Here is a 12,538-nt window from a genome sequence, read left to right as displayed (position 1 = left end):
GTACCTCGAAAAAACTGATCTCGCCTTCTGTATTACTGACCGCCAGCTCCAAATTTACATCCCGTGTACGTTCTTGCGCGAGTTGGGCAAAGGTGACGGGGTCTATGTTGATGCCGTGCCAGCCACGGTCATAGAAGGCACGGGTAATGGACAGATGTTTTGGGTCGTTGGCGCCTACATCTACATAGTAGCCATGCTCCACGTGCTTTAAAGCCCGCCAAAGCATGACATCTTCTAGGTTTTGTGCATACGAAATAAAAGTCATACAATTCCTTTGAATATGGATTTTACCAATTCAGATCTTTCTCGTAGCCTGTCTTGATCATTAATTCGCCATACCGTTGCTTGAATTCGATCTTGATTCGATCTGTGAAATGATTCTGCCAGTCTCCCGCGATGCCCTTGCGCAGGTGAGCGTTGACATCCTCCTGACCAGGCTTTCGGCCTGTAGCAGCTTCAAATATATTGTAGCGAACGATATCGCGCAAACGTTCCCGGTCGATATTGATCTCGCAGTAATCAATTAGTTTCTCAAAAAAGGCATATTCGTTCCCCAGAATATCTTCATAGCGCAGGATTAATGCGTCCGAGGCGCCAACCCAGGATGTTTGTATAGCAACGCTCGATGGCAATACTTCATCCAGCATGTACATTAATCCATTCTCAGTATCAAGGCTGTCAAGTTTTTGCCTGAGTTCAGCCAGTTGGTCGGTGATCAGTTTGTGACTATACTTGGTACTAAAATAGAGGGAAACAAGCGTGTCGCGGAGATCACGGATCACTACAAATGACTTGCAAGGGCTGTGTCTTATTCCGTAATTCCACCAATTGCCCAGTGCCCTGCGCAGGTAATAAGCCTCTGGTTCTTTGGTCTTCCAGATGGGATCAAAAACAACACTTTGAAATTGTTCCCGGGTTAGGTAGACAGTTCCGTAGATGTTTCCGCGTTTCAATGGGTTTACGTAAAAATTCAGCGTGCCACGGCCGCCCATACCGTGCGGATCTGCAATTTCCATTTGGACAAAGCGTTCCGGGGCGCTGTTTTTAAGGATCTCTGCGATCCATTGGGAACCGGCTTTCCAATGAGTGATATGAAAGATTGTGGGGTTAGTTTTTTCCATTTCAGATTCTTGTTATCCTGTTTTGCCAACGACCAGTGCGAACACGTATATAAGGAATGTTTTGATTTATTTTCAAAGACTAAGTTAAGAAGATTATATCTGTATTTGAGAATGATAAATTATTTCCTGTGTTTTGGCATCTTTTGCATAGCTTCTAGCCATGGATCCAATTTGTTGAGATTGCTGTTCCATGAATAGTATTCTTCGACATGCGCCGCAGCCGATTGAACCGCCTGTGACCGACCTGCAGGGTCTTGTATGGTCTGGATGAGCGCATCTGCCAACTCCTGATCTGATTGCCCGACAAGAACATGGTCATCAACTCTGAGACTTAATCCTTCAAGCGCAAGCGGTGTACACACGATCGGTACGCCAGCGCTGGCTGCTTCGAGTACCTTGTATTTTGTCCCACTGCCTGTACGCAAAGGAATGCAGGTTACAGCCGCCATGTCGAGAAATGGGCGGACATCATCCACTTGCCCCGTAACGATATTTAGGCTATCGTTCGAAAGGTCCAGCAACTTCCGGCTGGGTGATTGACCGACGATCCATGCGCGAGCATTAGGAACATGTTGTCTAACCAATGGCATGATCTCGCCAAGCAAACGCTGGGCTGCTTCGTCGTTGGGCCAATATCCTAAACTGGCTACGAATACGATGTTAGGCTGGTCTGCATGGGTGCGTGGACGAAAAGAAAAATACTCCGTATCTACGCTGTTATCCAATACTAGAATTCGCTCGGGTTCGAATTGATACCGTTGGATGTAGGATTGCTTGTCGGTTTCGCTTACAGCAATAATGCCATCATATTTTTCCAGGGTATCGTGCTCAAAAGTACTGGCGCGGGGAACCTCCAATTGCATAGCCATATGAGCCAAGCCCTTTTGTGATGCGGCGATTCTTTCCATCCGGATGGCTTCCACGTCATAGGAAGAGAGTATCCATCTGGTCTTCTCTGGAGCAAAAGGAGTTTGTAAAGGTAAAGGGTTGACTTGGGGCCCGATAATTAAAAAATCAGGTTCAGTTGCCTGGATGACCCGATTTAAAAGAGGGATCACATAAGCGCGATTTGGAAAGACAAATCCGTAGCTGTCATGATGGTATAAGGGTCCCGCAACTGGGATATTTCGGCTTCTTAAGCGTAGGAGCCAGCGAGTTTTTATACCGAGCGTGAAAGCACTATAGTCAATTCGGTGCGGCAGGTTGAAATATAAAGTCTCCGGCTCGAAACGTGCACGAAAAAACGGACGCAGGTCATCGCGCCGGTTTTTTGCGGGCGAGTTATCCAGGCAAGAAATCAATTTGTGCGATTCCCAGAAGTTTGCGCAGAATATGGAAATCCCTGATCTCGCCGCCTGAGTGGCCTGGATGCATGGGATATTGTAAACCGCAGAATGCAATGGTGTATTTTTTCCCCTCTTCCGAAACAGTATACTTGCTCTCGGCGCGGGGAGAAATGTTCGGTAAATGATGATGTGAAGATTTTGGCTCTACCGCTTTATTTTTGCGATTCAATGTTTTTAAGATCTTGTGATAAATATTTTGCGGTCTGTATCTTCTGAGAAAGTCTCGTAACAGTTGAACTGCGTAGGAGATATATTTTTTTAAAAATGAAGGGATCGCGAGTTTCTCTGGACTGGTAATTTGATAGCTGACTGCAATTTTTGCGATCTGTCTTACGAGATAGCTGCGGTGAGGAAAGTAATGGTTGATAAGTGATGAAAATGCTGTTTTGTATTCAGCTGTATCTTTCTGGGGCCATAAGGGACGGCTAAATCGAAAGAGTTCGCCTAAAAACTTGTTCCAGTTGCTGGTTTTTGATCTTGAATGGACACGGTAGAGTGCCAGGGTTTTCTCGATTTTTTTAAAATCAGCCGCTTTGCGCAGGCGCCAGAAAAATTCGAAATCAAAAATAAAGTGATACGCTTGATCTACGCCGCCTGCCTTGTTGAGCAGCTGGCGGCGAAAATAAACCGTAGGTTGAGGATCGCGTATACATAAGTCCAATAATATGGCACGTTTGACATGGGCTCGAGTTTTCCGTAATACAAACCGGTACGGTGTGTACCATGGTCAGCTAGAAAAAGCTGATCTCGTTCATCTATATATAGGGCATTACCGAACACCACATCAATTTTGGGGTCTTGTGTAAACTCTGCAGCGATATACCAAAGCGCACCATCGGTAAGTACATCATCAGAATTAAGCCAGCCGATAATGTCGCCGGTTGCTTTTGCAAACCCTTTGTTGATGGCATGAGCGGGACCCAGATCGGTTTCTGATTGCCAATAGGTTAGATGCGCTGAGTATTTTTTGATTATTTCCACGCTGCCATCAGTGGATCCGCCATCAAAAACAATAATTTCCAGGGCCGGGTAGTTCTGGCGTACGATACTATCGAGTGTCTTTGAAAGAAATTCTGCCTGGTTATAGGACGGTATGATGATCGAGATCTTTGGGGGTGTTTGTGCTTTTTGCCTCAAAACAGTGTTGGAATTGATCTCCCTGGCAAACGGGATAAAGACTTTGTCCTGTTCATCGGACTGGATTGGGAAAGGGTCCGACGTTCCCCACCTTGCCTGCATTTCTTGCTGAAGCCGTTGCATGGTGAGATAAACAAATTTGCGAGCTTCATCACCATATGGATTCTCTTTGAGGTTGATGCCAAGAAGCGTCTCTAATAAATAATAGGCAGAGCCAAGAGTTACTGTGGTGTTGGTATTTCGGGAGATAATATCCAGTAATTCTGGCGGAGCGATAACAAACCTGATGCTGTCCAAGCGCCATTTTGTTGTCAAGAAGGGCAATAAATTCATAAATTGCATCGTTCATCAGGTAGCGGGCACGGCTGGAAGTAACAATGTTGGAAGTGCTCCGGGCTGCAATGCCATAGCTCCTTTGCGCGGATTAACTGCCCCGATGCTGTTTTCGTTTGTTCGTATTCCTGCTGACAGCTAAAAACTCATTCATTGCCACCGCAGATTGTTTCTCGAGGATCCTTATGAATAGATCCCAATCCAACCCATAATGTAGATCAACATTGAGCCCACCCGATTGCAGCCAGGCTTCGTGTGACATAAATGTTGCAGGTTGGAGGATGTAGTCCAAGCCCTCGCGTAGCACTTCGCGTGAAATTGCAATGTGCCGTGGGCAGAACGGCTTATATTCAGCATCTTTGAAGCGGAACCCATTGCCGATAAATAACCCGCTGCCCGGATTTTCTTGATAGGCATGCGCTACGGTCCAAAATGGATCGTTTACATACCAGTCATCCGAATTTAACCAGGTGACAATATCACCTGTGCAATGTTGCATGCCGGCATTTATTGCGCTGGCTTGACCACCATCAGGCTTGCTTTGCCAGTAGGTCAGCTTTTCCTGATAAGCCTGAATAATTTCCAGTGATTTGTCACTAGACCCTCCATCCATAACGATCACTTCAAGCTTTGGGTATTCTTGGGAAAAGATGCTTTCCAGGGCATGTTCTAGGAATATCCCCTGATTGTAGGATGGTACAACAATACTTATTTTGGGTAATTGAGTATTCATGGAAAATAGCTCCAAAGGGTATCTGTCTGGCTAATGGTAGATGCTGAATTTATGGCGAAAGTTATAGGGTAATTCAATATAAATTGTAACAAATAAATTTCCCTGCAATCTGGTTTGAGCAATTATTATACAGGGCTTTCTCAAAGTAAGTGTGCCCGGTCAATCGACCACCCCGAATAAGCATTAAAAGGCATATTACGATGATGGGGGAAGTCTGTTTAGGCGGGTTTGTATTTTTGTGTAAGTTTGTCATATAATGAATTTGTCTTGAGTATTGGTTTGATAGTTTCTCATCATGTAATCTGGCTAAATGTTATTTCGGAGTTGATGGCGAAATGTGTATAGGTATGCCAGATTTGATCTGGGATGGGGCATATCTCAATTTTAACGTTAATACAGCGCTCTGCAAGTTTTCAGGTAGAGAGTTTTGTGTCGATTACGTACCTCACCATAAATTTAATTAGGAGATTTACAGAATGCAACCCAAAGCTGATGCTGCGGATTTTCTCGGAAGGTTTCGCGAAATCGTTTCTGATCCACTTAATTTGCTGATAAATAGACATCCCCTCTCAGGTACCGTACATGGCGAATTTGTTTATCTCCATAACGGGAATAAAGTCGCATTGTCCGGTCCCTATGCATATTATGGGGGCTTTAGTGATATTTTGGTGATCAATAGAGGCGTACACGAGCCTCTTGAGGAATATGTTTTCAAAAATGTTGCGTGTGCTTCCTAAGTCGCCAGCGATGCTTGAGCTTGGGGCTTATTGGGGCACTACTCCATGTGGTAAAAAGTGCGTCCAGGATCTTCTGTTTACTTAATAGAGCCAGATACTTCCAATATACAGGCTGGACAATATAATTTCCTTCAGAATAACTATCAGGGAGAATTCATTCAAGAGTTCGTAGGACAGGGACACTTTGAGGTTGATACGTTCTTGAAAGCTAGAAAATTATCAAGTTTGGATGTCCTGCATGCTGACATTCAAGGGTATGAAATTGAAATGTTGAATGGCAGTTCCGATGCTCTGAGTAAAAAATTGATCAACTATATTTTTGTGTCTACGCATTCACAAAGCCTGCATGCTGACGTTATTAATTTGCTCGGTCTTTTTGGATATAGAATTGAGGTTGCGGCTAACTTTGACTCTGATACTACATCGTATGATGGCTTTGTGTTTGCTTCGAGTCCCTTGGTGGAGGCACTCTTCGAACATTTCAAGCCATTAGGGCGCGAGCAAATCTCTAAGAGTCAGCCAATTGACACTGTCCATGTTTTGCAAAAAACATTAAATGCCACTAGAGTAAAGCCTTGATATTTCAGGAATGCTTTGGATGTATAAGACTTCAGATAAGTGCTTACCTATCTGAAGTCTTTTTTTCTGGGTGCGGACTGTATATTTATGGCGCGGCGATGACGAGCTCAGTGATCATGCCCAAGTCATCCAGGGACGTGAACCAATAGTCCGTCGTCAACTGGTTGGTTGGCACCCCAGGATCTCGTTGAAACTGCTCAGATACTTGGAGCGCTCACTCGTGAAGATCGGGATGTCACTCACCACCCGCACCGCCCCACTGTTCACCCCATAGCGCGGGAATACCCGCTGTCCCGGTGCGATCGCATACGGCGTCGTATTGATCTTCAAACCATTGATGTACACATCCACGTGTGCCGTCAGCGTCGTGCTCGGGTTCCCGATCACCAGATACGTGATCATGCCCGCATCATCCAGCGACGTGAACCAGTATTCCGTCGCCAGTTTGTTGCCCGGATCCCCCAACACTTCGTTGACGCTGTTCCCATATTTCGTGCGTTCGCTCGTGAAGATGGGCACTTTCGTGCCACCACCTGCACCGGTCCGCCGTTGATGCCGTAGCGTGGGAACACCCGCTGCCCCGGTGCGATCAAGTAGGGCGTGGGGTTCATTTTGTTCCCCGCAATGTACACATTCACGGTCGCTGTTTGCGTCGTGCTCGGATTGCCGATCACCAGGTAGGTGATCATCCCCAGATCATCCAAAGACGTGAACCAGTATTCCGTGGTCAGTTGGTTTGCCGGATAGCCCAGCACTTCATTGAAGCTGTTGCCATATTTCGTGCGCTCACTGGTGAAGATCGGGATGTCACTCACCACATGCACCGGTCCACCGTTGATGCCGTAGCGCGGGAAGACGCGCTGTCCGGGTGCGATCGCATACGGTGTTGGGTTCATCTTGTTCCCGGCGATGTAGACATCCACATGGGCGGTGAGTGTTGTGCTCGGATTGCCGATCACGAGGTAGGTGATCATGCCCAGATCGTCGAGTGACGTGAACCAGTACTCGGTGGTCAATTGATTTCCGGGATAGCCTACGATCGAGTTGAAACTGCTGCCGAACACCGCGCGTTGACTGGTGAGGATCGGCTGCGCATTCGTGCTGACCACATGCACCGGTCCGCCGTTGATGCCATAGCGCGGCGAGGTGCGTTCACCAGGATCTAAAGAATAGGTTCCCACTGAATTTCCGCCGATCGTGACGTTCACATCTGCGGAGTTATATTCGTACGCCCCGATATCACAATGACTCCCTTGTGGACGTGTCACCCCGCGCTGATCGGTGGCTGCACAAGTCGCATCGTCACCAGCATCGATCGCAGGAGAACCGGTTAATAATGCTTGTGTTTTTGTAAGGCCACCGTTATTTGTCAATATATCTAATTTCGGGTTGGCATTAATGACATTATTACAGGTAATACCAGTAGGGCACCCTCCCTCTACAATACTATTTGAAATAGTTGGTGCGCTATTTCGAATGTAAATTTCAGGTCCATCTGGTGCGCTATTATTCCAGAATATTGCGTTGGTAATAATTGCTTCGCTAACATTCGTGATGCTAATTCCGCCAGCTTGATAGCCAGCAGTGTTATTTGCAAATGTCACGTTATTCAGCATCGGGGCGTTGTAATAGTCAGTAACCATTCCGCCGCCATGGTGAGTAGCTGAGTTTCCACTAAAGGTCACATTCGCCAGCATGGGGCTGCCATGAGAGTTAAACATTCCACCACCAGCAAAATTTGCTTTGTTTTTACCGAAAGTTACGTTCATTAGGGTTGAGTAATCACTTGATGTCAGAAGCCCACCACCAATGTCTGCCTCATTATTCTCAAAAACTACATTATAAAGAGTCGAATTACCATCTTGACTGTACATACCACCGCCACCACCACTGGCTTTGTTGTGAATGAAAATCACATTTGTCAATAGGGGGCTACTATTCCACAGATTTGCCATTCCACCACCATCGTTGTCTGCAAAGTTTTCTGCAAGAATTAGATTCGTTAGTGTTGGACTGCTACCCGAAACGTTTAACATCCCACCGCCATGCCAATGAGGAGAATTTGTGCCATCTGCGTGGCACCTGTAGCATAACCCGTCAAGAATGGCTCCTGAAACCCCAATGACAACATGATACGAGTTATCGATGTTATCTCCAAGAACTCCAATATCCCCACTCAAGGTAGTGATATTTAATTCCCAATTGCGCTGGTTGCACAAATTTTCTGTCCCCGCAAAACCGCCATAGATCGCTACGCCATTCTTGAGCGGTGAATGAAATAGTTCGATCTGTGCCCGGGTTGGCTTGTATGTCCCTGCTGCGACCCAGATCTCGTCCCCGCTCGATGCGACGGATAAGGCAGATTGTAAATCGGTGTAGGCATTCGTCCAGGATGAGCCGTCGTTCAATCCACCGGCATTTGATTTGACGTAGTGAACGATCTTTTCATAGGCTCCAATATCACAGTGTCCGCCTTGTGGACGCGTTACCCGCTGATCGGTGGCGGGACAATTAGAGTCATTGCCAGCATCAATGGCGAGACTGCCTGCGCCTAAGGCATGAGTTTGAGTTGGACCGCCATTGTCAGAAAGTGGTTGAAGGTTGATTTGAGCGGAGCTCATTTCGGCGGCATTGTCACAGGAGCCATCTGTGTCCATGTTGAAACTGTTGGCAGTCAATGTACCGCCTGATCGGACACAGTTGAGACCACTAGGACTATCTACTATAAGCGTGTTATATAACAATGTTGTTGCAGCATAGTTATTGGAGATGCCGCCACCATTGTTAGCTGAGTTGTTAGAGAGTGTGCTGTTCGTCACGGTCAGCGCACCCCAGTTGTAAATGCCCCCACCACTATAAGTAGCCAAATTATTGGAGAGAGTGCTATTCATCACCGTTAACGGACCGTAATTAGAGATTCCACCACCATAGGTAGCCGAGTTGTTGTAGAGAACACTGTTCATCACCGTACCACTATAGCTATAAATGCCACCAGCATAGGCAGCTGAGTTGTTGAAGAGTGTGCTGTTCACCACCATCATCTCGTCCAAATTTGCGATGCTGCCGCCGCTATATCCAGCTGAGTTATTAAAGAGTGTGCTGTTCGTCATCGTCAGCGAGCCAGTATTGTTGTAAATACCACCGCCACTGTTGGAAGCTGAGTTGCTAGAGAGCGTGCTGTTCGTCACCGTCAGTGTGCCACTAAAGTTGTAAATGCCACCACCTTTGGAAGCCAAGTTGGTAGTAAATATGCCGTCTGTCACAGTTAGCGTGCCATCGTTGCGGATGCCACCACCATTGCCAGAGCTGAGTTGTTAGAGAGCAAACTATTCGTCAATGTTAGGGTGCCATAGCTAAGAATACCACCTCCATCGCCCGAAGCCGAGTTGTTGGATAGAATGCTATTCGCCATCGTCACTGTGCCACCAAAGCTAAAAATGCCACCTCCATTGCCCGAAGCCGAGTTGCCTGAAATTGTACTATTCGTAATTGTCAACGTGCCGCCAAAATTGAGAATGCCACCACCAGCACTATCTGATGAGGCGAGGATGCCGCCACCTGTGTAGCCGCCTGTCGGACATGCTCCATTGCATTGTCCATGCGATCGTCAGGTCGTTGAGGTAGGTTACCGTGTCCTTCAAGTGAAGGACACGGGTTGTCGCAGTGTTCGGGATTTGCATTCGCCTGGAAGAATGGTGTTTGCCGCCCGTTGCTGGGCACAAAGCTGTGGGCTCAGCTGGTTACGGCAGGCAGTTGACTGCCATCGAGCGTGATGGTGTAGTTATCGGCGAAGGTGATCTCATTCGCAACAATATCGCCATTTGAAGCGTTGATCGCTTCGCGCAGAGTGCAGTCAGAGAGCCCATTGATGAACGTATCGCAAAATCCGTCATCATGATCCTCGTTTGTATTGACATAAAGTTTGGGGCCCACTTGGTGCCATAGTGTTTGCCTGCACGGGGTAACTTCTGAACCCATCCAAAGAAGAAAGGCCAATTACAAGAATCAAGAATAATTCGAACACTTAAATCTTTACGAACTTTTGTAAACATAAGCCTTTTCCCCGGAAGATAATTTTCGTCCACAGTATTATGAATTTTTCGAATTTGCCGCGTTAGTCCAGCCAGTCAAATCATCGGCGATATTATAGCCATCTAGCAATGAGAGACAATAACAATAAGCCACAGTTTTGCAAACTAAAGTTAATTCTTTCTAAAGAGAAAGTCCGCCTGTTTCCAGACGGACTTAGCACCATGGTTGTTCCAACCTATTTATCAATTTCCGGAAGTCTTCCTATTACGGCTTCTCCAACCCATGCGCTTCCAGCAGCTTCGCATCTGCCAGAGTATCCATACGCCATGATCACACCCCTATCCATAAAGATGGAAGCATAGAGAAGTTACTTGAAACATCAGGCAGATATCTCTGATATCTGCCTGATGCTCAATTACTCTTCAGTAGCTTACGGCGCGGCGATAACGAGCTCGGTAGCCATGCCCAGATCATCCAGGGACGTGAACCAGTAGTCCGTCGTCAACTGGTTGGTTGGCACTCCCAGGATCTCGTTGAAACTGCTCAGGTACTTGGAGCGCTCACTCGTGAAGATCGGGATGTCACTCACCACCCGCACTGCCCCACTGTTCACCCCATAGCGCGGGAACACCCGCTGTCCCGGTGCGATCGCATACGGCGTCGTATTCTGCTTTATTCCATTGATGTACACATCCACATGCGCCGTCAGCGTCGTGCTCGGGTTGCCGATCACCAGATACGTGATCATGCTCGCATCATCCAGCGACGTGAACCAGTATTCCGTCGCCAGTTTGTTGCCCGGATAGCCCAGCACTTCGTTGAAGCTGTTCCCGTATTTTGTGCGTTCGCTCGTGAAGATCGGCACTCCGTTCGTGCTCACCACTTGCACCGGTCCGCCGTTGATGCCGTAGCGCGGAAAGACCCGCTGCCCCGGTGCGATCGAGTACGGGGTTGTGTTCATTTTGTTCCCCGCAATGTACACGTCTACCAAAGCGGTATCGACGGTGCTCGGGTTGCCGATCACCAGGTAGGTGATCATGCCCAGATCGTCGAGGATGTGAACCAGTATTCCGTGGTCAGTTGATTTGCCGGGTAGCCCAGCACTTCGTTGAAGCTGTTGCCGTATTTCGTGCGTTCACTGGTGAAGATCGGGATGTCACTCACCACCTGCACCGGTCCGCCGTTGATGCCATAGCGTGGGAAGACGCGCTGCCCCGGTGCGATCGCATACGGCGTCGGGTTCATCTTGTTCCCGGCGATGTAGACATCCACATGGGCGGTGAGGGTCGTGCTCGGGTTGCCGATCACGAGATAGGTGATCATGCCCAGATCATCGAGGGAGGTGAACCAGTACTCGGTGGTCAATTGATTGCCGGGATAGCCCACGATCGAGTTGAAGCTGCTGCCATAGATCGCCCTTTGACTGGTGAAGATCGGTTTGCCATTCGTGCTGACCACATGCACCGGTCCGCCGTTGATGCCATAGCGCGGCGAGGTGCGTTCACCAAGACCTAAAGAATAGGTTCCCACAGAATTCCCGCCGATCGTGACGTTCACAGCTGCCGCTTCAAATTCATATGCCCCGATATCACATTGACTCCCCTGCGGACGCGTCATCCCGCGCTGATCAGTTGACGCACAGTTGCGTCATCCTCGCGTTGATGGCGGTGAGCTAGCACCCAATGCCATGGTTTGGGTGAAGCCACCATTATTCGCCAAAGTGCCAAGCAGGGGATCTAAATCGATATTGCTTGTACCAGAGTAACCGCCTTGGACAAAGCTATAGGAAACAACAGGCGTATCGGCATCATAGTTTTCTATTTCACCACCCACATTATTCCAAAGCATGCTATTGATGACGTTGTTGTACTGGACTCATTGTAAATCCCACCACCACCAACATTGCTTGCTATATTTCCAGAAAATGTCACATTTTCAAGACAGGGCTTCCAGGTGTACATCCCACCACCTTTACTATTTGCTACATTTCCTGCCAAATGTTACATTCTAGAGTAGATTACTATTTGAGATGGAAACCCTGTCGCATTAAAAGCAGTATTGCCACTAAAAGTCACACTGCTTAGTATTGGGCTTCCGGCAACGACAAGCATGCCACCGCCGCCTGCTGAATTGTCATTGAAAGTCACGTTGAGTAGAATTGAATTACTATTGTCAAGAGCTATTCCGCCACCCGATTTGGCTGTGTTTGAAGTGAAGATCAAGTTTACTAAACTTGGACCACTCACAAAATATGCATTCCACCACCCCATGCATGGGGATCAAACAGATCATCTGCATTTCCTTTTGTTATAGTGAAACCATCCAGCACAGCCGTGTTATTTGTACCACCACCAACTACAACATGATAGGAATTATCTGCGGTTCCTGCCGCGCCGATCTCACCGCTCAAAACCGTGATATTGGTTGCGGGTTGCGTTGTGTAAGTACTCGTTCTGTACCCGCAAAGCTACCATAGATCGCCACCCATTCTTGAGCGCAAGAGATTGTGCGATCTGTAGT

Annotated in this window: 11 protein-coding genes and 1 pseudogene; 1 reads left to right on the top strand and 11 read right to left on the bottom strand. The window is 47.5% G+C overall.

Annotated elements, in window-relative coordinates; all coding sequences use genetic code 11:
* Nucleotides 1-287: 287 nt before the first annotated feature.
* The 5 genes from IPP66_23350 to IPP66_23330 all read right to left on the bottom strand — a co-directional run bounded on the left by IPP66_23350 (nt 288) and on the right by IPP66_23330 (nt 4,670).
* Nucleotides 288-1,121, bottom strand: a complete 834-nt coding sequence (locus IPP66_23350) for a sulfotransferase domain-containing protein (protein ID MBK9928214.1) — start codon at nt 1,119-1,121, stop codon at nt 288-290.
* A gap of 119 nt (nt 1,122-1,240) precedes the next feature.
* Nucleotides 1,241-2,029, bottom strand: a complete 789-nt coding sequence (locus tag IPP66_23345; GenBank protein MBK9928213.1) for a glycosyltransferase — start codon at nt 2,027-2,029, stop codon at nt 1,241-1,243.
* A 373-nt stretch (nt 2,030-2,402) separates the two neighbouring features.
* A complete protein-coding gene (locus IPP66_23340; protein ID MBK9928212.1) occupies nt 2,403-3,128 on the bottom strand; it encodes a hypothetical protein in 726 nt (241 codons plus the stop codon).
* Nucleotides 3,053-3,706, bottom strand: coding sequence for a glycosyltransferase (locus IPP66_23335; GenBank protein MBK9928211.1), 654 nt, complete (start codon nt 3,704-3,706; stop codon nt 3,053-3,055). The genes IPP66_23340 and IPP66_23335 overlap by 76 nt, the downstream gene beginning before the upstream one ends.
* Before the next feature lie 322 nt (nt 3,707-4,028).
* Entirely contained in the window at nt 4,029-4,670 is a 642-nt protein-coding gene (locus IPP66_23330) for a glycosyltransferase (GenBank protein ID MBK9928210.1), read from the bottom strand.
* Between the two features lie 476 nt (nt 4,671-5,146).
* Here IPP66_23330 and IPP66_23325 point away from each other — a divergent pair.
* A pseudogene (locus IPP66_23325) lies at nt 5,147-5,986 on the top strand (FkbM family methyltransferase).
* Nucleotides 5,987-6,384: 398 nt separating this feature from the next.
* On the opposite strand, the gene IPP66_23320 reads toward IPP66_23325, so the two are convergent.
* The 6 genes from IPP66_23320 to IPP66_23295 form a co-directional block, all read right to left on the bottom strand.
* The gene (locus IPP66_23320) at nt 6,385-9,249 is read right to left on the bottom strand and encodes a hypothetical protein (GenBank protein MBK9928209.1); all 2,865 of its coding nucleotides are present in this window, start codon (nt 9,247-9,249) and stop codon (nt 6,385-6,387) included.
* Nucleotides 9,250-9,251: 2 nt separating this feature from the next.
* Entirely contained in the window at nt 9,252-9,482 is a 231-nt protein-coding gene (locus IPP66_23315) for a hypothetical protein (GenBank protein MBK9928208.1), read from the bottom strand.
* 236 nt (nt 9,483-9,718) lie between these two features.
* On the bottom strand, nt 9,719-9,919 hold the full coding sequence (locus IPP66_23310; GenBank protein ID MBK9928207.1) for a CSLREA domain-containing protein: 201 nt from the start codon (nt 9,917-9,919) through the stop codon (nt 9,719-9,721).
* Nucleotides 9,920-10,448: 529 nt separating this feature from the next.
* Nucleotides 10,449-11,057 (bottom strand): hypothetical protein, encoded by a 609-nt coding sequence (locus IPP66_23305; GenBank protein MBK9928206.1) that lies wholly within the window; start codon nt 11,055-11,057, stop codon nt 10,449-10,451.
* The gene (locus IPP66_23300) at nt 11,054-11,575 is read right to left on the bottom strand and encodes a hypothetical protein (GenBank protein MBK9928205.1); all 522 of its coding nucleotides are present in this window, start codon (nt 11,573-11,575) and stop codon (nt 11,054-11,056) included. The genes IPP66_23305 and IPP66_23300 overlap by 4 nt, the downstream gene beginning before the upstream one ends.
* Before the next feature lie 685 nt (nt 11,576-12,260).
* Nucleotides 12,261-12,428: a hypothetical protein gene (locus IPP66_23295; GenBank protein MBK9928204.1), complete on the bottom strand. Its 168-nt coding sequence runs from the start codon at nt 12,426-12,428 to the stop codon at nt 12,261-12,263.
* Between the last annotated feature and the right edge of the window lie 110 nt (nt 12,429-12,538).

Origin of the sequence: Candidatus Defluviilinea proxima, from assembly GCA_016721115.1 — a bacterium.
Classification (GTDB): Bacteria; Chloroflexota; Anaerolineae; order Anaerolineales; family Villigracilaceae; genus Defluviilinea; species Defluviilinea proxima.
This window is presented reverse-complemented; position numbering and strand designations above follow the sequence as displayed.